The 20,834-nt window shown below is 65.3% G+C and carries 16 protein-coding genes; 3 read left to right on the top strand and 13 right to left on the bottom strand.

Features of this window, described 5'->3' with window-relative positions; all coding sequences use genetic code 11:
* Positions 1–137: 137 nt before the first annotated feature.
* The 8 genes from HY058_13760 to HY058_13725 form a co-directional block, all read right to left on the bottom strand.
* Positions 138–1,670, bottom strand: a complete 1,533-nt coding sequence (locus HY058_13760; protein ID MBI3498363.1) for a Ppx/GppA family phosphatase — start codon at positions 1,668–1,670, stop codon at positions 138–140.
* Positions 1,671–1,702: 32 nt separating this feature from the next.
* Complete coding sequence (locus tag HY058_13755; protein ID MBI3498362.1) at positions 1,703–3,847, bottom strand: RNA degradosome polyphosphate kinase; 2,145 nt, start codon at positions 3,845–3,847, stop codon at positions 1,703–1,705.
* 144 nt (positions 3,848–3,991) lie between these two features.
* A complete protein-coding gene (locus HY058_13750; GenBank protein ID MBI3498361.1) occupies positions 3,992–4,306 on the bottom strand; it encodes a hypothetical protein in 315 nt (104 codons plus the stop codon).
* Positions 4,307–4,423: 117 nt separating this feature from the next.
* A complete protein-coding gene (locus tag HY058_13745) occupies positions 4,424–6,211 on the bottom strand; it encodes an acyl-CoA dehydrogenase C-terminal domain-containing protein (GenBank protein ID MBI3498360.1) in 1,788 nt (595 codons plus the stop codon).
* A 20-nt stretch (positions 6,212–6,231) separates the two neighbouring features.
* A complete protein-coding gene (locus tag HY058_13740; GenBank protein MBI3498359.1) occupies positions 6,232–8,568 on the bottom strand; it encodes a 3-hydroxyacyl-CoA dehydrogenase in 2,337 nt (778 codons plus the stop codon).
* Positions 8,569–8,574: 6 nt separating this feature from the next.
* On the bottom strand, positions 8,575–9,699 hold the full coding sequence (locus HY058_13735; protein MBI3498358.1) for a thiolase family protein: 1,125 nt from the start codon (positions 9,697–9,699) through the stop codon (positions 8,575–8,577).
* A gap of 112 nt (positions 9,700–9,811) precedes the next feature.
* Positions 9,812–11,161 carry an outer membrane protein transport protein gene (locus tag HY058_13730; GenBank protein MBI3498357.1) on the bottom strand — a complete coding sequence of 450 codons (1,350 nt, stop codon included), beginning with the start codon at positions 11,159–11,161 and terminating at the stop codon, positions 9,812–9,814.
* Between the two features lie 186 nt (positions 11,162–11,347).
* Entirely contained in the window at positions 11,348–11,782 is a 435-nt protein-coding gene (locus HY058_13725; protein ID MBI3498356.1) for an acyl-CoA thioesterase, read from the bottom strand.
* Positions 11,783–11,944: 162 nt separating this feature from the next.
* Between HY058_13725 and HY058_13720 the strand changes: the two genes are divergently transcribed.
* Complete coding sequence (locus HY058_13720; protein ID MBI3498355.1) at positions 11,945–12,844, top strand: EamA family transporter; 900 nt, start codon at positions 11,945–11,947, stop codon at positions 12,842–12,844.
* An 18-nt stretch (positions 12,845–12,862) separates the two neighbouring features.
* On the opposite strand, the gene kynA is transcribed toward HY058_13720, so the two are convergent.
* Entirely contained in the window at positions 12,863–13,714 is an 852-nt protein-coding gene (gene kynA / locus HY058_13715) for a tryptophan 2,3-dioxygenase (protein MBI3498354.1), read from the bottom strand.
* A 155-nt stretch (positions 13,715–13,869) separates the two neighbouring features.
* On the opposite strand from kynA, the gene HY058_13710 reads away from it, so the two are divergent.
* Positions 13,870–15,321: an aldehyde dehydrogenase family protein gene (locus tag HY058_13710; GenBank protein MBI3498353.1), complete on the top strand. Its 1,452-nt coding sequence runs from the start codon at positions 13,870–13,872 to the stop codon at positions 15,319–15,321.
* 54 nt (positions 15,322–15,375) lie between these two features.
* Here HY058_13710 and hisE read toward each other — a convergent pair whose 3' ends face one another.
* Positions 15,376–15,852: a phosphoribosyl-ATP diphosphatase gene (hisE, locus tag HY058_13705; protein ID MBI3498352.1), complete on the bottom strand. Its 477-nt coding sequence runs from the start codon at positions 15,850–15,852 to the stop codon at positions 15,376–15,378.
* A 79-nt stretch (positions 15,853–15,931) separates the two neighbouring features.
* On the opposite strand from hisE, the gene HY058_13700 reads away from it, so the two are divergent.
* A complete protein-coding gene (locus HY058_13700; protein MBI3498351.1) occupies positions 15,932–17,593 on the top strand; it encodes a Na/Pi cotransporter family protein in 1,662 nt (553 codons plus the stop codon).
* Here the strand turns inward: HY058_13700 and HY058_13695 are convergent.
* From HY058_13695 to iolG, 3 genes are all read right to left on the bottom strand, one after another.
* Positions 17,590–19,059, bottom strand: coding sequence for an ImmA/IrrE family metallo-endopeptidase (locus HY058_13695; GenBank protein ID MBI3498350.1), 1,470 nt, complete (start codon positions 19,057–19,059; stop codon positions 17,590–17,592). The genes HY058_13700 and HY058_13695 overlap by 4 nt on opposite strands.
* On the bottom strand, positions 19,056–19,472 hold the full coding sequence (locus tag HY058_13690) for a hypothetical protein (protein MBI3498349.1): 417 nt from the start codon (positions 19,470–19,472) through the stop codon (positions 19,056–19,058). The genes HY058_13695 and HY058_13690 overlap by 4 nt, the downstream gene beginning before the upstream one ends.
* Positions 19,473–19,717: 245 nt before the next feature.
* Complete coding sequence (iolG, locus tag HY058_13685; protein MBI3498348.1) at positions 19,718–20,719, bottom strand: inositol 2-dehydrogenase; 1,002 nt, start codon at positions 20,717–20,719, stop codon at positions 19,718–19,720.
* Between the last annotated feature and the right edge of the window lie 115 nt (positions 20,720–20,834).

Raw genomic sequence — 20,834 nt, 5'->3', positions numbered from 1 at the left:
CCCCGTGCTCGCCACACCGACCCAAACCCAGCGCCGCGCCTTCGATCTGCTCGCCCTCCAACCGACGCTGTAGTCAGGACCCGCAACCAAATGCGAGTCACATCAGCGCCTTGCTCGAAAAATGGGTAAAGTTCGGACTAGTCCGCCGCCTCGGCCCGCATGGTGCTGATCCGCGGCCGGAGCTGGAGGGCCTGGGCCAGCGCGTCCAGCCTGCGGCGGGTAACGTCGCCGACCAGCGCGCTCATGCGCTCGGAAAGCCTGAGCGTCAGCTGTCCGTCGCCGGCCCGGAGCGAGGCCCCGGCGAGCAGATCGGAAACCCCGCCCGAGAGGGTGTTGGCCAGGCGCAGCGCCAGACCGACGATGAGCGCTTGGCGCATGCGGGCACCATCGATCATGCCGGTCACGCCGTCGACGGCGCTGGGGCCGAGACGCCCGGCGTAGCGGGCGCCGATGGCAAGCGCCAGGAAGGCGCGGCCGGGATGGTCGATGCCGACCACGGGCAGCCTGAGCACCCTCAAGAAGGCGTGCTCGGGCCGGTAGTCCGGATGGTCCTGCCAGCCGATGTCGCTCAAGAGGCAAGCGGCATGCACGAGCCGGCGGGGCACCAGCCAATTCTCCGGCAGGATCGGCCCCATCCACGCCAAGAACCCCTCGGCATGGGGCGGAAAGCGGCTCTGGCTGCGCGCCAAGTCGAGGCAGGCGCTGATGAGAGGGTCGATGCGGCGCTCGGCCGACTTCAGCTGGTCGAAGAGACAGCCCTCGCGCAGCCCATAGGCGGAGAAGACGACCCGGACCGGCTTGCCCAGCGCCAGCACGCGCTCCAGCACCAGCCCGGCCCACTCCAGGCTCTCGAGCCGGCGCGAGACGCCCGGAATGTCGCGCCAGCCGCTCTTGGCCAAGCGCGGCATGCTGCGCAAGAACGTCTCCGCCTCGCGCCGCTCGATGGCATAGTGATGGATCACCCTGAGCGGGTACTCGCAATGGGCCATGTGCACGCGGGCGAGCGAGCGCCAGGCGCCGCCCACGGCATAGAACTCGCGGCCGTCCAGATCATTGAGCCAGCGCAGGCGGCCGAGATAGGCATCAACCAGCCGGTGCGCCCGCTTGCGACTGTTGCCGGCGAGATCGACCAGCCGGAGCGGACCCAGGGGCAGAGTCACTTGGTCGCGCGTCCGCCCATGACCCAGATCGACGAGCTCAAGGCTGGCGCCGCCGAGATCGCCCATGACACCGTCGGCGTCCGGGATGGCGCTCAGCACGCCCAGCGCCGACAGGCGCGCTTCCTCCTCGCCGGAGATGACGCGCACCTTGATCTGGCTACGGCGCTCGATGTCGGAGACGAATTCCCGGCCGTTCGCCGCATCGCGGACCGCTGCCGTCGCCAGCGCGTCCATGCGCCTGACGCCCATGGCGCGCGCGATGGCGACGAAGCGCACGAGATTCTCGCGCGCGCTCGCCATCGCCGCCGCGGACAGCCGGCCGGTCTCCGCCAGCCCGCGTCCAAGCCCGCAGAGCACCTTTTCGTTGAAGATCGGCACCGGCGTTCGGCATTCGCGGTCGTAGACGACGAGGCGGATCGAGTTGGACCCGATGTCGAGCACCGCGACGCGGCCATGCTTGCGTCCTTTGCCGCCACGCCTGGGGGCGGGTCGGCTGGAGCCACGGCGGATACGGAGCCGGGTCGGCGCCACCACGGCCCGGCTCAGCGCCGCTTCAGCACGAGGCGCGGCGAGGATTGGGGGCGCTTGGAAGCGCTGCCGCGGCCCGACAGGCTGGGATTGGTCATGAAATACGTGTGCGCGCTGAACGCTTCGGGCCCGGCGCGGACCCGATGATAGCTGCCGTCGCCGCGAAGGATCCAGGACTGCGCCTCGTCGCGCAGATTGACGACCATGATCTGGTCGAGCACTTGCTGATGCACGGTCGGATTCTCGATCGGCACCAGCGCTTCGACGCGCCATTCGAAGTTGCGCGGCATCCAATCGGCCGAGGAGATGAAGACCTTGGCTTGCCTTGACGGCAGCGCCTGGCCGTTGCCGAAGGCACAGATGCGGGAATGCTCCAGGAAGCGGCCGACGATGCTCTTGACCCGGATGTTCTCCGACAGCCCCGGCACGCCGGGACGCAGACCGCAAATGCCGCGAATGACCAGATCGATCTGTACGCCGGCGATCGAGGCCCGATAGAGCGCATCGATGATCTCGGGATCGACGATCTGGTTCAGCTTCGCCCAGATCTGCGCCGGCCGTCCGGCGCGCGCATGGGCGATCTCGTCCGCGATCAGCTTGAGCAAGCTCGGACGCAAGGACAAGGGCGCGATCGCCAGCTTCTCGAAGGTCTCGGGCGTGGCATAGCCGGTCATGTAGTTGAACAGCCGCGCCGCGTCCCGGCACAACGCCGGATCACAGGTGAAGAAGGAGAGGTCGGTGTAGACCTTGGCCGTGATCGGGTGGTAGTTGCCGGTGCCGAAATGCACATAGGAGCGCGGCGCCTGACCCTCCTTGCGCACCACCAGCGATACCTTGGCGTGGGTCTTGAGCTCGATGAAGCCATAGACCACCTGCGCCCCGGCGCGTTCGAGGTCGCGCGCCCAGCGAATATTCGCCTCCTCATCGAAGCGCGCCTTCAATTCGACCATGGCGGTGACCGACTTGCCCGACTCCGCCGCTTCGACCAGCGCCTTCACGATGGGCGAGTCATCGGAGGTGCGGTAGAGCGTCTGCTTGATCGCCAGCACCGCCGGGTCGCGGGCCGCCTGGTGCAGGAACTGCACCACCGCATCGAAGCTCTCATAGGGGTGGTGGACGACGATGTCCTTGCGGCGGATGGCGGCGAAGCAGTCGCCGCCGAAGTCGCGGATACGCTCGGGGAATCGGGCGTTGAAAGGCTTGAACAGCAGCTCGGGTCGCTCGGAGACGATGAGCTTGCCGAGATCGGCCATGCCGATCATCTCCTCCAGGCTGAAGACGTCCTCTCGCGCCGCATGCAGCTGGTCGATGACGAACTCTCTGAGATAGTCCGGCATCGCCTCATCGACGGTCATGCGAATGACGTTGCCGCGCCGCCGGCGCTTCAGGGCGGATTCGAACAGGCGGACGAGATCCTCCGCCTCCTCTTCGATTTCCATCTCGCTGTCGCGCAGGATGCGAAAGACGCCGCTGCCGCCCACTTCGAAGCCGGGAAACAGCTTGTCGAGATTGAGCCGGACCAGGCGCTCCATCGGCAGGAAGCGGATGCCTTTGCCCGGCAGCCGCACGAAGCGGCCGATATGCGCCGGCAGCGGCACCAATGCCCGCAACGTCCTGGCGTCGCTCGGGCGCGTCAGCTGCAGCACCATGGCGAAGCCGCGATTGGGGATGAACGGGAACGGGTGCGCCGGGTCGATGGCAAGCGGCGTCAAGACCGAGAACACCTGCTCCAGGAAGTAGCCATCGACGAAGGCACGCTCGCTCTCGGAGAGCTGGCTCGGATCGACGACGGCAACGCCGCCCTGAGCCAGCTCGGCGCGCAGCTCGCGCCAGCAACGCTGCTGGTTTTCCACCAGCTCTACGACCCGGCGGTTGATCTCGGCGAGCTGCTGTGCGGGCGTGAGGCCATCCTGGCTGGGCGTCACCACGCCGGCCGCCACCTGGCCCTTCAGGCCGGCGACGCGAACCATGTAGAACTCGTCCAGGTTCGAGCTGGAGATCGACAGGAACCGCAGCCGCTCCAGGAGCGGATGGGCGCGGTTGAAGGCCTCTTCGATCACGCGAAAATTGAACTCGAGCCAGGACACCTCGCGGTTGATGAAGCGCGCTGAGGAGTCCAGGTCGATAGGCCTGGCTACAAGGCTGTCGGGGCTGGCCACGGGATAAGACTCCGGCGCTGGCGTCGGGCTCGCCTCGCCTATATCACGCAAGCTGCTTCGCTGTCATGCGCCGGCCGCCGTCGGCATCGGCGTTCGGGAAAAATACCGGCCCAAATCAATCGAATGGCGCGAAAACGCCTTAGCTCAAGAGTTGCGAACGACCAGGCGCGGGATATTGCCGATGCTCGCCAGTGGCTTGAACATGGCGTCGATCGCCGCCAGGGTGTCCTGGCCGCTGGCAAGCTTCGTCGCCGTCTCGATCGCATCGGTGTGGATCACCTGCCGGCGCGCCACCGGAAGCTTGTCGAACTCGGTCCGCGCCGCATTGAGGGCCGGCTCGGAGCGGACGCTGGCCGCCCGGGTCAGCTTCAGATAGACGAGCGAGCCAGTCCCGACAGCCCGCGCCGTGGCGTCTGCCAAGATCTCGACGGCGCGTACGGTGAGCTTGTCAATTTCCATGGCGGCGCATCATCTTATAGCTCAAGAGTTAATGACAAGAGAATAATACAATTGTGGATAAAATGCTCTTCTTCTCGAATTACGCTTTGACTTTCCGGCTTTTGCCATCGTTTCCCCCTAGAACGCCGCAACCTCCATCTCCATCAGCGGCCGCGCGCCGGCGATGAGCGACTGGAAGAGCGCGTTGGATTCGGGCAGCACGCGCTGCATGTAGAACCGCGCCGTGGCGATCTTCGCCTTATAGAACCCTTCCGGATCGGCGCCCAGCTTCGCATGCGCCACCTTGACCATGCGGGCCCACATGAAGGCAAGCGCCACCAGGGCGAAGAGACGGAGATAATCGCTCGCCGCTGCACCCGCCTCATCGGGATCCTTGAGCCCCTTCTCGGCCACCTGCGCGGTTGCTTGCTGCAGGCGGGCGAAGGCTTTGGCGAGCGGCAGCACGAATTCGGCCAGGGCCGGATCGGTGCCGTGCTCCTGGATGAAGGCGTCGACCGGGTGGAAGAACCGACGCAGGAGACGGCCCATGTGCTGGGGCAGCTTGCGGCCGACGAGATCGAGAGCCTGAATGCCGTTGGCGCCCTCGTAGATCTGGGCGATGCGCGCGTCGCGCACATACTGCTCCATGCCCCATTCGCGAATGTAGCCATGGCCGCCCAGGACCTGCTGGCCGAACACGGTGGACGCGAAGCCTTGGTCGGTGAAGTAGGCTTTGATCACCGGCGTCATCAGCGCCACCAGATCCTCCGCCGCCTCGCGCTGTCCGGCATCGGGGTGACGCTCGGCCTCGTCGATGGCGGCGCCGATCCAGTAGGCGAGCGCGCGCGCCCCCTCGGTGAAGGCCTTGATCGTCAGCAGGTTCTTGCGCACGTCCGGGTGCACGATGATCGGATCGGCGGGCTTGTCGGGATATTGCGCGCCTTTCAGCGAGCGCCCCTGCAGCCGGTCTCGGGCATAGTCGCGGGCGTTCTGGTAGCTGACCTCGGCCAGCGCCAGGCCCTGCATGCCGACGCCGAGCCGGGCGGCGTTCATCATCGTGAACATGCAGCGCATGCCGCGATGTTTCTCGCCGACGAGATAGCCCTCGGCCTCATCGAAATTGAGCACGCAGGTGGGCGAGGCCTTGATCCCCATCTTGTGCTCGATCGAGCCGCAGCGCACGCCATTGCGCGGACCGAGCTCGCCGGCCCTGTCCTTGACCAGGATCTTCGGCACCAGAAAGAGGCTGATGCCCCTGATTCCGGGTGGGGCGTCCGGCAGCCGCGCCAGCACGAGATGAATGATGTTGTCGGTCAGGTCGTGCTCGCCGGCGGAGATGAAGATCTTGGTGCCGGTGATCGCGTACTTGCCGTCCTCCTTCGGTTGGGCGCGGGTGCGAATGAGGCCGAGATCGGTGCCGCAGTGCGGCTCGGTCAGGCACATGGTGCCCGACCAGTCGCCTTTCGCCAGATGCGGCAGATATGTGGCCTTCAGCTCCGGCGTCGCATGCCGCTCGATCGCCGCGTAGGCGCCCTGCGACAGGCCCGGGAACATGGCGAAGGACAGGTTGGCCGAGCACAGCATCTCTTCGACCACGAACTGCAGGAGGTGCGGCAATCCTTGACCGCCATAGGCCGGATCGCAGGCAAGCCCGGTCCAGCCGCCGGCGGTGAAGGCCTCGTAGGCCTTCTTGAATCCCTTAGGCGTGCGCACGACGCCGTTCTCGAAGACCGATCCCTCCTCATCACCGCTGCGGTTCAAGGGAAACAGCACCTCCTCTGAGAGCGTTGCGGCCGCCTCGAGGACCGCATTGACGGTGTCGGGCGTGATCTCCTCATGTCCGGGGAGCCGCGGACGCTGGTCGAGCTCGAGCAGCTCATCCATGACGAAGCGGATATCGCGCAGGGGAGCCTTGTAGCTGGGCATGGCGCGGGGCCTTTCTCTTCTCAGTTCCTGAGCGGCTTGCCCGTTTCCAGCATGTGCTCCATGCGGGCAAGCGTCCCTTGCGTCCTAACGAGGCGCATGAAGGCGGCGCGCTCCAGCGCCGTCACGTGATCTTCGCCGACCGGCTCGGTCCAATCTGCGCCGCCGCCGCTCACCACCTCGGCCAGCGCACTGACCACCACACGGTCATGCGCCGTCACCTTGCCTTGATGCGCCAGGCCGTCGACGACGAGGTCGAGCGCCGCCTTCGCCGCGGGTCCCGGCAGGCGCAGCATGGGTGCTGCCGGCGGCTTGTAGCGGCGGGCGAGCTTGAGCGCGACCGCTTTCGCATCGGCGAGCAGTCGGTCGCGATTCATGCTGATCCCGTCGCCGGCCCTGAGGAAGCCCAGATCCCGCGCCTCGGCCGCGGACTTCGCCACCTTGGCCACCGCCACGGTCTCGAAGGTCTTGGCGACCGGCGGCATCGGTCCCTTCGGCAGCGCCGGCTCGGCCGACCAGCGCGCCAAGAGCTCCTTGGTCCCGCCCCACCCGGGCACCAGACCGACACCGACCTCCACCAGCCCGATATAGCTCTCGGCATGGGCCTGCACATGGGCGCAATGCAAGAGCACCTCGCAGCCGCCGCCGAGCGCCATGCCGGACGGTGCCCCCACGATCGGGAAGCGCGCATACTTCATCTGCTTGAACACCGCCTGGCCCTGCTCGATCATCTGCTCGATGGACGGCCACAGCGCCACATTGGCCGCGAACAGCGCCAAGCCGAGATTGGCTCCGACCGAAAAGTTGTCGGCTTCGTTGTAGAGGACGAGCGCTTTGTGGCCCTTCTCGACGATGCCGAGCGACTTGCCGATCATGCCGAGAAGCTCGGGATCGAAGGCGTTCATCTTGGTGTGGAACTCGAGGCAGAGAACGCCGTCGCCGATATCCCACAAGCTGGCGGCCGCGCTGCGGGCGACCGGCTTCTGAGCGCGCTTCACGTCTTCCAGCAGGAGCACGCCCGCGCGCCGCACCACCTTCTCCCACGCGCCGGCCACCGACAGATATTCGAGCTGGCCCTCCACCGTGCGATAGAAGCCGCCAGCGGCGGCGGCCTTGCTCAAGAGCTCCGGCACCGTCCGGCCGGACTCGGCCAGCTTTGCGGCAAACCACGCGGCACCCAGCTGGTCGATCATCTGGAAGGGCCCGCGCTTCCAGTTGTAGCCGAGCCGCATCGCCTCATCGACGGCGACGATCGATTGAGCGATCTCGGGTACCAGTCCCGCGGCATAGGCGAGCGTGTCGGCAAGCACCGCCCAGGCATAGCGGCCACCCTTGTCCGGGTGCTCGACCAGAGCCTTCAGGCCCTTCCGCCCGGCCTCGACACTCTCCAGCCGCGGCGTCGCCGCCGGGGCGTAGAGACCGGTCTTAAGATCGATCGCCTCCTTCACCCGCGCGCCATCCGCACCCCGCGCCAGGCGGTAGAAGCCGCCCTTGCCTTTGCGGCCGGTATAGCCCTCGGCGATCATCCTGGTGAAGAGCGGCAGCTCGCGATAGAGCCGGCGATAGTCGTCGCCGGCCGGCAGCGTGGCGAGCAGGCTCTGGCTGACATGGGGCATGAGATCGAGGCCGACGAGATCCATCAAGCCGAAGACGCCGGTCTTGGGGATGCCCATCGGCCGGCCGACCACCGCATCGGCCTCTTCCACCGCAAGGCCGAGATCCGTGGCGTGGTTGACCGCCGACTGGATCCACAGCGTGCCGATGCGATTGGCGATGAAGCCCGGCGTGTCGTTGCAGTCGACCACGCCCTTGCCGAGACGCTCATCGGCGAAGCGGCGAATGGTCTCGAGCGCCTGCGCCCGCGTCTTCGGCCCCGCCACCACCTCCAGCAAACGCATGTAGCGCGGCGGATTGAAGAAGTGGGTGATGAGGAAATCGCGGGCAAAGCCTTTGCCGGCGCCGGCCAGGAGATCGGCCAAGGGGATCGTCGAGGTGTTGGAGGAGACGATCGAGCCTTTCTTGCGCAAGGGATCGATGCGGGCATAGAGGTCGCGCTTGAGGGCAACCTTCTCCGAGACCGCTTCGATGATCCAATCCGCTTCGGCTAGCCGTCCCAGATGATCCTCGATATTTCCCGCCGTCACCAAACGCTGCGCCGAGGGGTGCATGAAGGCGGCGGGATCGGCTTTGGCGAGGCGCTGGAGCGCCCCTTCGGCAACCGCGTTGCGGTTGGCGGCGCCGGACGGAACGATGTCGAGAAGGTCGACGGCCACCCCGGCATTGGCGATATGCGCGGCGATGCCGCTGCCCATTACCCCAGCGCCGATCACCGCGGCGCGACGGATCTCTGGCTTGGCCATGACCGTTCAGACCGCCTCGAGGATGGTCGCGATGCCTTGTCCGCCGCCGATGCACTGGGTGGAGAGCGCGTACTGCTTGCCTTCGCGCTTGAGGAGCTGGGCCACCTTGCCGGTGATGCGAGCGCCGGTGGCGCCCAAGGGATGGCCGAGCGCGATGGCGCCGCCGTCGAGGTTCACCTTCTCCAAGGGAATCGCCAGATCGCGCATGCAGGCCAGCGCCTGAGCGGCGAAAGCCTCGTTGATCTCGATCACGCCCAGGTCGGAGACCTCAAGCCCGGCGCGCTTCAAGGCTTTCTGCGTGGCGGCGACCGGGCCGATGCCCATGATCTCCGGGGCGCAGCCGGCGACCGCCACGGATTTGAGCCGGGCAAGCGGCTTCAGCCCATGCGCCTTGGCGTAGTCCTCGGAGGTGACGAGGCAGGCCGCAGCCCCGTCGGTCAAGGGCGAGGAGGTTCCGGCGGTCACCGTCCCGGTCTCCTCGAAGGCGGGCTTCAGTTCGGCCAGCACCTCCAAGGTGGTGCCTGGGCGGATGCAGCCATCCTCGGCGGCGGCACCGATCGGCACGATCTCGTCCTTGAGCTTGCCGGAGGCTTGCGCCGCCGCCGCCTTGGCATGCGAGGCGACGGAAAACTCCTGCTGGTCGGCGCGGGTGATCTGGTATTTGCGCGCGAGATTCTCGGCGGTGATGCCCATGGACACGTAGGCGGCCGGATAGTCCTTGGCGAGCGTCGGGTTCGGCATCGGGTTGAAGCCCATCATCGGCACGCGGCTCATCGACTCCACGCCGGCGCAAATGAAGGCCTCGCCGGCGCCCAATTGAATGGCGCCCGCGGCCATGTGGATCGCCTGCATGGAGGAGCCGCAGAAGCGGTTGACGGTGGTGCCGGCGACGCTCAGCGGCAGATGGGCGAGAAAGCCGATGAGGCGCGCCACGTTCATGCCCTGCTCGCCCTCGGGGAAAGCGCAGCCCACGATCAGGTCCTCGATGTCCTCGGGTGGCACGCCGATCCGCTCGAGGAGCCCGGCAACCACCTTGGCGGCGAGCTCGTCGGGGCGGACCTTCCTCAGCTCGCCCTTGTTGGCGAAGGTGAAAGGCGAGCGGGCATAGCCGGCGATGACGACATTGCGCATATCGGAGCACTCCCGATGGCAGGGATGCGCCTGCGCCCCCGGAGCCCGGGGCTCCGAAGGCGACAAGCGATAGGGCGGCGGCGGCCGGCCTCGAGCGGCCGGATCCCGCCTACTAGAACTTAATGCTCAAGCCGAGGGAAACAATGTCGATGGAGAGCTTGTAGCTCGCTCTGGTCACGTTGACGCCGGTGGAATCGGGATCGGCGATCGAGCCGTCATTCAGGAAAATGTGTGCATAGCCGGCGTCGATGCGGGCACCCGGGGTCAAATCGTAGCTGGCGCCGACGGTAATCCAGTAGCGGTCCGTATCGGGAATGCGCGGCGTGCGGAACTGCGCCTTGATCGGCGATTGGTCGTAGGCGAGGCCGGCACGCAGCGTCCACAAGGGTGCGGGCTTGAAGGTGGCGCCGCCGGAGACGAACAGCGCGTCCTGCCAATTCTCAGGCTTGGTGCTGGTCGCCTGCGCCGGGTTGGTGAAGGTGAACTGCAGCTGCTTGAAGACGCTCCAGCGCGTCCACGACGCATCGCTCAACAGCGCCCATTGCGGGTTCAGCTCGTGGCGCAGGCCGAAATTGATGCTGTCCGGCGTGGTGATCTTGCCTTGGGCGCCGGTGTTGGCAAAGGCGCCGGTGGCGCGCAAGGGCGTGGCCGCGGCCGGCACCTGGAAGATCGCATTGCCGGTGATCGTGTGGCTGATCTGGGAGCGGTAGTCCAAGCCGAGACGCGTGCCCGGGGCCGGCGTGAACTGCAGGCCGACGTTGCCGCCCACGGCCCAATCATCGCCCGTCAAGCGCACATTGCCGTCATTGCCGCGCGGCGACAGGCCGAGCGCGCCGCAGGTGGCGGCCGGCAGGCTGCCGAAGCAGATGGTGCCGAAATCGATGGCGTTCGACAGGTCGGCGGCGGCGTTTTGCGCCTGGATGCCGGCGCCGACGGTGAACTGGCTGCTCACGCGGTATGAGACCGTCGGCTGGATGTTGGTGGTGCGCAGATGCGAGTTGATCGCCGAATAGCGACCGTACCAATTGTCATTATAGTCGGTGGTGAGGCCGAAGGGTGTGGTGAGCGCCAGGCCGAACTTCAGATCGGGCCGGAAATCCCAGACGCCATAGAGCGCCGGCACCAACGCGTTCCGGCCGGCGTCGCCGCCGACCGAGCCGGCGATCGAGCCGCCGAGAAGGCCGGTGGAGCCTTGGTTGGTCGGCACGGCCGAGGGCATGATGAAGCTGCCGGAGACATAGAATTGGTTGCCGCTGAGCTCGGCCATGCCGGCCGGGTTGAAGAAGAGCGTTGTGGCGTCTTCCGCGGCCGCAGTCGCACCCGCGAACGCCGTGCCGAGGCCGCTCGCGCTCTGCTCCTTCAAGGCGAAGCCGGCGCCCTTGGCGCCTGCGGCGGCGCCGAGCACCATGAGAGCCGTCGCAACCGACGCCAAACGAGTCCACGCGATGTGCTTGGTGACCATATCCCCTCCCGCTGTCGTGCCGCTGGTCCGGCACGAAACCCGACCCTCAGGCAGCGATCCCGGGACTGCCATCGCTCGCGCGATGGGTCCCTTATATGAAGATTACATAACACGATTTGGCGGCGTTGGGCAGGCTTGCGCCCATGGCCGCCGCCCTCCCCGCCAGCCGGTTCGATGGCCGGTCGGTCAGGCCTTCTTGGCGGCGGTTGCGGTCTGGTAGTTCGCGACCTTCACGCGGAGATCGGCCGGAAGCGCCACCGACTTTCCCGAGCCCGGCTCGACCGTCATCAGCACTTGCTGAATGCTGATCCGCTCGGCTGCTTCCGCCGCGGCGGAAATCTTCAGCCGGATCGTGCTCCGCCCGATCTCCTGGACCAGCAGGCTCCAGGTCAAGGCCTCGCCCAACCGGCTCTGCCGCTCGATATCGACGGTGAGGTGCACGGTTGCAAGCCCGATCTTGCGATGGCTCAAAAGCTCGCCGAACGGCAACGCCAGAAGCTGCGCGAACCAGTCTTCGATCAGGCCCTCGGCCATGACGAAATAGTTCGGGTGGCTGACGACCCCGCCGGCATTGCAATCGGAGAAACGGATGGTCGTACGGATCGAGAAGGGCGCGCTCATGGATTACCTTTAGGCCAAATCCCTTGCATCGTAGCACCGCCGCCCCGGGCGACGCGACGCCCTCGGCTGCCCCGCTCGACGGCCGGACGCCAGCGGCGTTTCGCCCCGGGGGACGGGAGCGCCGCCCCGCTGGAATGTCCCCTCGACGCCGGCAGGGCTTTCATGGAACTGTCATATTTCCTCCCTCGGCTCCCCGGCCAATCCATGAAGCTCGACCCGACCGTCGTCGGCCTGGTGTTGCTCGCCGCCGTCATGCATGCGAGCTGGAATGCGGTGGTCAAATCCGATTCCGACCGGCTGGTCTCGATGGGATTGGTGATGGCGACCGGATCGGTCATTGGGCTGTTCGCGTTTCCGTTCGTGGCAATCCCTGACCGGGCCGCCTGGCCCTATCTGGTTGGCTCGGTGACCATCCACGCCGGCTATTACTTCGCGCTGCTTCGCGCCTACGCCCACGGCGATCTCAGCCACGTCTATCCGATCGCCCGCGGACTCGGCCCCTTGCTGGTGGCGATGTTCGCCGGTCGGCTGGTGCATGAGGAGCTGAGCTGGTCGGAAGCAGCGGGCGTGGCCCTGGTTTCCCTCGGCATCGCCAGCCTCGCCTTTGCCCGTGGCACGTCCTGGCGCGCCGATTGGCGGGGGACCGCCTTTGCCGTGCTCACCGGCTTCACCATCGCCGGCTACACCGTGGTGGATGGGATCGGCGGACGCAGCGCGGGCGACGTCTTCAGCTACATCGTCTGGCTCAACATCCTGGAGGGACCGTGGGTGATCGCCGTGGCGCTCTTCTTCAGGGGCCGCGCGCTCCTTCCCTATCTCCGGCGTCACTGGCGGCGCGGTGTGGCCGGCGGGATCATCGCCACACTCGGCTACGCCATCGCCATCTGGGCCTTGAGCGTGGGGGCCATGGCGCATGTGGCGGCGTTGCGCGAGACCTCGGTTCTGTTTGCCGCGGTGCTCGGCACGCGACTTCTGGGCGAGCGCTTCGGCCTCCGGCGCGTCGTTGCCGCCGGCGTGGTCGTCGCCGGCCTCTTGTTGATGAATTTGTCGCTTGGACGCTGAGCCGAGGTGTCGGCGATCTTAGAGTTCGGTACGCACCTGCCAGAGCTCGGGAAAGAACACGTGCTCGAGCCGGCTATAAAGATAGGGAACGCCCGCAGTGCCGCCAGTGCCGCGCTTGAAGCCGATGACGCGCTTGACCGTAGTGGCATGGCGGAAGCGCCATTGTTGCACGCTGTCCTCGAGGTCGACGAGCTCCTCGGCCAGCTCGTACAGATCCCAGTAGCGGGTCGTGTCCCGGTAGACCTTGAGCCAGGCGTCGCTGACCGAAGCATGCGGCTCGCGTGGCAGGCTCCAATCGCGCTCGAGACACTCCTTGGCGATGCCGAGGCCGCGGCGGCCCAGGAGCCGGATCGCCTCGTCATAGAGGCTGGGGCTTTCGAGCGCGCTCTGCAGCTGCCCATGAATGTCCGGGCGGTGGATATGCGGGGCCAGCATCGCCCGGTTCTTGTTGCCGAGAACGAACTCGACCAGCCGGTACTGGTAGGACTGAAAACCCGATGAGTGGCCGAGCTGATCGCGGAAGGACAGATAGTCGGCGGGCGTCATCGTCGACAGCACGTCCCAGGATTGGATGAGCTGCGAGAGGATACGCCCGACCCTGGCCAACATCTTGAAGGACGGCGACAGATCGTCGGCGCGGATCCGGTCGATCGCAGCCTTGAGCTCATGCAGCGCCAGCTTCAGCCAGAGCTCGGTTGCCTGATGGATGGTGATGAACAGCAGCTCGTCATGGCTGCCGGAGACCAGCCGCTGCGCCGATAGGAGCTGATCCAGCTGGAGATAGTCGCCATAGCTCATCTCCTTGGCGAAATCCGTATGCGCGCCGCTCTCGGCCGGCGACCCGGAGGCGGAAGACCCGCTCATTTGCATCGATCGAGAGCCATGGCGTCTCGCTCCTTGTGCTCACTCTTGCCGCTGTTGTAGCAACAACGCCCGGGCCGGACCATGACCCCTGACGGGCCGGGGTGGCGCACCGACATCGATTGGCTATGATGGCCGGCAACAGGATCATCGGAGGAAGCGTCATGGCGACCGCAGTCAAGGATCTGCACCCCAATCTCATCGGCGGCGAATGGCGGCCTTCCGGCGAAGCGGCGGAGAACGTCAATCCCTCGAACCTGGCCGACATCGTCGGCCTCTACGCCCGGGCCAGCGCCAAGGATGCGGCCGAGGCGATCGATGCCGCCGCCGCCGCCTTCCCGGCCTGGTCCACCGGCTCGATCCAGGCCCGCGCCGACCTCTTGGACAAGATCGGCACCGAAATCATCGCCCGCAAGGATGAGCTCGGCCGGCTGCTCGCGCGCGAAGAAGGCAAGACCCTGCCCGAAGGCATCGGCGAGGCGACGCGCGCCGGCCAGATCTTCAAGTTCTTCGCCGGCGAAACCGTGCGCATCCAAGGTGAGAAGATCGCCTCGATACGGCCGGGGATCGACGTCGAGATCACCCGCGAACCGGTGGGCGTCGTCGGCCTGATCACGCCCTGGAATTTCCCGATCGCCATCCCGGCCTGGAAAATCGCGCCGGCGCTCGCCTACGGCAACACCGTGGTCTTCAAGCCGGCCGATCTGGTGCCCGGTTGCGGCTGGGCGATCGCCGACATCATCCAGCGCGCCGGCGCGCCTAAAGGCGTGTTCAACCTGGCGATGGGCCGCGGCAGCGTCGTCGGCGAGACGATCCTCAACTCAACGAAGGTCGCCGCCATCAGCTTCACCGGCTCGGTCGAGACCGGCCGGCGCATCGCCCAGGTGGCGGTCGGCCGCATGGCCAAGGTGCAGCTGGAGATGGGCGGCAAGAACCCGCTGGTGGTGCTCGACGACGCCGAGCTCGACATCGCCGTCAATTGTGCCGTGCAAGGTGCGTTCTATTCTACCGGCCAGCGCTGCACCGCCTCCTCCAGGCTGATCGTGACCGAAAAGATCCATGACCGCTTCGTCGATGCGGTGGCCGCCAAGATCAAGGCGCTCAAGGTCGACGACGCGGTCAAGCCCGGCACCGATATCGGCCCGGTGGTGGACGCCAAGCAGCTGAAGCAGGACATGGACTATGTCGCGGTCGCGCAGAAGGAGGGCGGCAAGCTGGTCGCCGGCGGCGAGCGCTTGAACCGCGAGACCGAGGGCTTCTATATGGCCCCTGCCTTGATCAGCGAGACCTCGAATGCCATGCGCATCAATCGCGAGGAGGTGTTCGGGCCGGTGGCGAGCGTGATCCGGGTCAAATCCTACGAGGAGGCGCTGGCGACCGCCAACGATACGCCTTTCGGCCTCTCCTCGGGCATCTGCACCACCTCGCTCAAGCATGCGAGCCACTACAAGCGGCACGCCCAGGCCGGCATGGTCATGGTCAACCTGCCGACCGCGGGCGTCGACTACCACGTGCCGTTCGGCGGCCGCAAAGGCTCGAGCTACGGCCCCCGCGAGCAGGGCCGCTACGCGGCCGAGTTCTACACCACGGTGAAGACCGCCTACACCTTGCCGTAGACAGAAATCGGAAGTCAGAAGGTCAGAAACCGGAACGCGGTCGCCAGGGGCTCGCTATTCCTTCGCGGCTTCTGGCTTTTGAATTCTGATTACTGACTTGGGGCGCTTCTCGGCGATGCCGAGGAGCGCTTCGCGGCGATCCATCTCCGCCCACACGTCGCCGGGCTTGATGCCGATCGCCGACCACAGGACCGCCAGGTGATAGAGGAGATCGGCGCTTTCGGCGATGACGCCCTCGCGCTTGCTCTTGACCGCCGCGATCGCCACCTCGGCCGCTTCCTCGCAAAGCTTCTTCGCCATCTTGGTGCGACCGCTGCCGATGAGCCGGGCAGTGCGAGACGCGTTCGGGTCGGCCCCCCGGCAGGCTTCGATTGCCAGATGCAACCGCGCCAGGGGATGCGCTAGAAGCTCCGCCTCCACGGCCGTCCGTGCGCCCGCCGAATTCAGCGCGGGCACCGCTTCCACCGCCGCCAGCGGCGTCCGAGTTCTCGGCAGGTCCTTTGCCGTTGCATTCGCGGAGAATCGGGCCATGATATTCTTATTGTTACAGATTTATGAAAAACTGCCAACAAGTCATTGTGGATAACTTTTCCGGCGAGGTTATCGGTCCTTGGGCACTTCGGTTCTGATCCATCTCCTGGGCGGTGTCGCCCTCCTGTTGTGGGGCCTGAGGATGGTCCGCACCGGCGTGCTTAGAGCCTTCGGGGCGGATCTGAGACGGGCGGTCGGCGTCGGCTTGCGCAATCGCCTGTCCGCCTTCGGCGCCGGCTTTGCGGTGACCGGCCTCCTGCAGAGCAGCACGGCCACCGCGCTGATGACCGCCTCCTTCGCCGAGCGCGGCTTGGTGGCGACCGCCCCGGCCTTGGCGGTGATGCTGGGGGCCGATGTCGGCACCTCGCTCGTGGCCCAGGCCTTGTCGATCGACCTCGGCTGGCTGTCGCCGCTTCTGGTTTTGGCCGGCGTCGCCGCCTTCATGGTCAGCTCGTCCACCCGCTGGCGCGACCTCGGCCGGGCGGTGATCGGGCTTGGCCTCATGCTGCTGGCCCTCCGTCTCATCGTCGCCGCCTCGGAGCCGGTCCGCCATTCCGAGGTGCTGCAGGACGTGCTGCAGGCCCTCGGCGGCGAGCCGCTGCTGGCGCTCATCGTCGCCATCGGCCTGACCTGGCTCGCCCATTCCAGCCTCGCCATCATCCTCCTGGTGATGACCTTGGCCCAGGTGGGTCTGGTGCCCATCGGGCTCGCCTTCGTGCTGGTGCTGGGCGCTAATCTCGGCGGCGCCTTGCCCGCCGTGCTGGCGACCTGGGGCGGCGACGTGCAGGCACGCCGCGTCACCGTCGGCAATCTCGGATTCCGGACCGCAGGCGTCCTCGTCGCCATGCCCTTGCTCGACACCATCGGGCCGTGGGTCGCGCTGCTCGAGCCCGATATCGGCCGCCAGGTCGTCAATTTCCACACGCTATTCAACGTAACCCTGGCCATCGTCTTCCTGCCGCTGTTGCCGATTGCGGCGCGCCTTGCGACGCGTCTCCTGCCGGCCACGCCGCACCCGGATGACCCGCGTAAGCCGCGCTACCTCGATCCGATGGCGATCGACAGCCCGCCGCTCGCGATCGCCGCGGCGGCGCGCGAGACCTTGCGCATGGGCGATACTCTGGAAGGCATGCTGCGCGACACGCTCAAGGTCTTCAAGAGCGCCGACCGCAAGCTCGCCGACGAGATCTCGCGGCGGGACGATGTGGTCGACAGCCTGCACGAGGCGATCAAGCTCTATCTGACCCAGGTGAGCCGCGAGGCCATGGGCGATACCGACGGCAGACGCTGCATGGAGATCATCGCCTTCACCACCAACCTCGAGCATATCGGCGACATCATCGACAAGAACCTGATAGAGCTCGCGGTCAAGAAGATGAAGCACCGCCTCAGCTTCTCCGATGAGGGCCTGCGGGAAATCGAAGACCTGCATGCCTCGGTCCTGAACACGCTCAGGCTATCGCTGGCGCTCTTCATGGGGGGCGACGTCAAGATGGCGCGCCAGCTTCTGGAGGAGAAGGTGCAGTTCCGCGAGCGCGAGCGCGCCGCCGCCGAGCGGCATCTGGAGCGGCTCCGGAGCGGGCGGATCGAGAGCATCGAGACGAGCTCCTTGCATCTCGACATCCTGCGCGACCTGAAGCGCATCCACTCGCATCTGACCTCGGTCGCCTATCCCATCCTCGAGCAGACGGGCGAGCTCCGCCAAAGTCGGCTCGCAACCGAGCCCGCGCCCCAGGCTTAGGGCAGAGCCGCGTACCGATTTGGTGCGACGCGGTCGAGAATTCGTTTCAATTGAGGATTAACCTCCGAGCCGAGACCATGCTCGAGCTGCCACGCCGCGATGCTCTTAGTAACTTGATAGCGTGCACAGAGAGCCGTTAGAGCTTTGTTTACACCTTCTTCATCCATGGGGCGTCCATGCGCGTGCCACTTATCCGCAGCAACTGAGGGCAGCAATAGGAACGCAGCAGCGAAGGCACGAGCACGCTGCTCCACCCAATGAGCTACTCGACCACCAAGCACCTCTGCCGCAGGAAGTGTGTGCCCGCGATCGAACAACAGGTGACAGATTTCATGAGCAGCAGTCGCGCGAATCGCACCGGCACGCGCCATCGGACCTGTATACGGTGTCTTGTGACGCCGCGACGTTCGGTTGATGATAATCGCCGGACCGTGGCGTGGTCCCCAACAAGCAATTGCGTCGACCTCCGGCGAATTGAGTGATCGCTCTCTAACATCGACATTGTGATCTGCCAGAAATTTGAATGGATCACTTATGTCCACCGGCCGCAGCACGAGCTTCTGACGCAACCATTTCGCCGCACGAATGCCGGCCTCATGAATTAGGCTATCCGTTCTGTCATCATCAGCAAAGTCGAGTGCTTCTTGAGAAAGTCGGTCGAGAGTGTCCGTTTGCCGAAGTCCACAAGACCTGACTTCCCTCAAAATAGCTTCTATTTCCGCAATTGTGAGGATGCCTGACATGCGCGCCGCGATCTTGAGTTCGTCGTTGTCATTGCTCGCATCAATGACTGAGTTAGGCGAAGCGAGAAAGCGGTCGTGAATCAACGCACGAGTGGTCTCCAAATCTTGCCCTATTGCGAACGACTGAATCCGAACCGAATCGCCTCCGTTTCTGGACTCCCACGCAGCAATTATTGCACTCCATCTGCTATCACCGCTGTCGCGAAGGCGGACGCATATTTCGTCACCAACATTGTTGAGTGCCGTGATCGCGCCGCTAAGAGGCACACGATATGGATTGCGCCCTTCTGGTTCGACAACCATTGCCATTTCTTCGCGTACCAACCATAGGGAGGGGATCCCTGAAATACCTCCGAAGGCCGACGCCAGATTGTGCGCCGTCTCAAAATCGTCGACTTCCTGAGCAAGCTTTCGAGCGATCTCCTGGCTAGCTGACACGGAGCTGATGTTCGCTTCGTGCCGCAAAGCCGAAGGATAGGGTGGTTGCAACGAACCAGGATAGGTCTGTTGCAACACCAGTGCCTTCCAATACTCCGTCAAATGCGCAAGTAGCTCGTCGGCAAACCATGCAAAACTGTCATCAACCTGACCCGAGGGCCAAATGCGTGTATCGTCGATTCTGAGTTCGATATCGGCGTGATTGCTTGCCTTCCCCGGAGCGTCAATAGGTCGCCACCGGATAGCAAATGACAAAGCGCGAGCGTTACGGATCGTAGGGATCATGACTGGCTTATATGCTCATCGACCCATTTCTCGAATTCATCGAGACAATCCTTGTTCGCAGCAATCTGCCGTAAGAGATCAATCAATTCTCGTCTTAGCCGACCACGATAAGGGTAACCATGGTACGACCTTCCCGCCGTCGTGGTCCGCGCCTCGTAAATAGCTCCTCGGTGAACGTTGTACAGCCGGGACGGCCACTGCCCTTCACGCAGGTCGCTTTCGACTTCTATCGCCCCATTGAGCAGCTCCACCTTTTGCGCATCGGAAATGTTGTTCGGGCAAATGCCAATTGCGCGTTTAGGACTTCGAGGGTCAAAGCGAATCTCGGCCTTGGAGGATTGCCCCTTATGCTTAAAGCGCCGCTCTCCAGCATCATAGACCCGAAGCGGCTGAGTTTCGTCCCGGCTCGCCAATGCGATCTTCCACCAATCGCTTCGCTCAGGTTCATTAGCGGCGCCTCATGCTACCATGCTCGCAACAATTTTAAATGGTAATGCTGCGCACTCCTCTGAATTAATAATTTGTCTCGATATTTGCAGTTGGGCACTAATACTATGCGGAAATAAAATTCGATAGTAACTGCAACATCAACTACCGTATACAAATGTAGTCCCTATCTTGTCTGAGTGCGTTTCGCCAGCGAGCGAGCGCTACAGACCTACAGTCGCGGCGGCGCCACCTTGACCGGCTTGCCGCTCTGCAGGGATTTGATCGCGGCCTCGGCCAGGACCAGGGCCTGCCTTCCGTTCTCGGGACCGACCGGCATCTTCCGCTTGGCCAGGATCGCATCGATGACCGCGTCCAGCTCGTGGCGGTAGGCATCGACATAGCGCTCCAGGAAGAAATGCAGCGGCTTGTCGGCGCTGACCGCATTGGCGTCGGCCAAGGTCACCATGGTCGGGGTCTGGTTGCCGGCCTGAAGCATGCCCATCGAGCCGTGCACCTCGATCCTTTGATCGTACCCGTAGGCGGCTCGCCGGCTGTTGTTGATGTGGCAGAGCCGGCCGGAGGCCGTGCGCATCACCACCATCACCGAGTCGGTATCCCCGAGCTTCGCCAGCTTGGGATCGACCAGGCATGACCCGGTGGCATAGACCTCGCTCGGCTCCTCGCCCAGGAGCCAGCGCGCCATGTCGAAGTCATGGATGGTCATGTCGCGAAACTGGCCGCCGGAGACCTTGATGTACTCGACCGGCGGCAGGCCGGGGTCGCGGCTGGTGATGATCACCTGCTCGACCGTGCCGATGGCGCCGGCGGCGATGCGATCATGCACCGCCTTGAAGCTGGGATCGAACCGGCGATTGAAACCCACATGCATGGGCGCGCCGGTGCGCTTCAGCACGGCGAGGCACTGGTCCACACGCTTCAAGGATAAGTCGATCGGCTTCTCGCAGAAGATCGCCTTGCCGGCACGCGCCGCCGCCATCGCCAAATCCGCGTGCGTGTCGGTCGAGGAGGCGATCAGCACGGCCTTCACCCTGGGATCGGCGAGTGCGGTCTCCACATCGGTCGCCTTCGCGCCGTGCCGCTCGGCCAGCCGCTCCGCCGCGACGCGATTGACGTCGACGACATAGCGCAGCCGCGCCCGGTCGCTGCGGGCGATGTTTCCGGCATGGATGGCGCCGATGCGGCCCGCGCCGAACTGGGCAAAATCGAGCATTTTCCCCCCTCGCCTCCCCTCACCAAGGGAACGGCATCGTGCAGTGAAGCTGCGGTATATAAGGGTTGCGTCGGCCGGGCGCCAGCAATCACCGGCCCCAAGGGGAGGGATCATT

It is taken from the genome of Pseudomonadota bacterium (assembly GCA_016195085.1).
Classification (GTDB): domain Bacteria; phylum Pseudomonadota; class Alphaproteobacteria; order SHVZ01; family SHVZ01; genus JACQAG01.
The sequence above is the reverse complement of the archived record's forward strand: the minus strand, read 5'-3'. Positions and strand labels throughout refer to the sequence as shown.

What these genes read in the sequence shown, in the direction of transcription:
- HY058_13750 (MBI3498361.1), bottom strand. Translation starts at nt 4,306, where the DNA reads ATGGAAATTGACAAGCTCACCGTACGCGCCGTCGAGATCTTGGCAGAC.
- HY058_13745 (MBI3498360.1), bottom strand. Translation starts at nt 6,211, where the DNA reads ATGCCCAGCTACAAGGCTCCCCTGCGCGATATCCGCTTCGTCATGGAT.
- HY058_13740 (MBI3498359.1), bottom strand. Translation starts at nt 8,568, where the DNA reads ATGGCCAAGCCAGAGATCCGTCGCGCCGCGGTGATCGGCGCTGGGGTA.
- HY058_13735 (MBI3498358.1), bottom strand. Translation starts at nt 9,699, where the DNA reads ATGCGCAATGTCGTCATCGCCGGCTATGCCCGCTCGCCTTTCACCTTC.
- HY058_13730 (MBI3498357.1), bottom strand. Translation starts at nt 11,161, where the DNA reads ATGGTCACCAAGCACATCGCGTGGACTCGTTTGGCGTCGGTTGCGACG.
- HY058_13725 (MBI3498356.1), bottom strand. Translation starts at nt 11,782, where the DNA reads ATGAGCGCGCCCTTCTCGATCCGTACGACCATCCGTTTCTCCGATTGC.
- HY058_13720 (MBI3498355.1), top strand. Translation starts at nt 11,945, where the DNA reads ATGGAACTGTCATATTTCCTCCCTCGGCTCCCCGGCCAATCCATGAAG.
- kynA (MBI3498354.1), bottom strand. Translation starts at nt 13,714, where the DNA reads ATGCAAATGAGCGGGTCTTCCGCCTCCGGGTCGCCGGCCGAGAGCGGC.
- HY058_13710 (MBI3498353.1), top strand. Translation starts at nt 13,870, where the DNA reads ATGGCGACCGCAGTCAAGGATCTGCACCCCAATCTCATCGGCGGCGAA.
- hisE (MBI3498352.1), bottom strand. Translation starts at nt 15,852, where the DNA reads ATGGCCCGATTCTCCGCGAATGCAACGGCAAAGGACCTGCCGAGAACT.
- HY058_13695 (MBI3498350.1), bottom strand. Translation starts at nt 19,059, where the DNA reads ATGATCCCTACGATCCGTAACGCTCGCGCTTTGTCATTTGCTATCCGG.
- iolG (MBI3498348.1), bottom strand. Translation starts at nt 20,719, where the DNA reads ATGCTCGATTTTGCCCAGTTCGGCGCGGGCCGCATCGGCGCCATCCAT.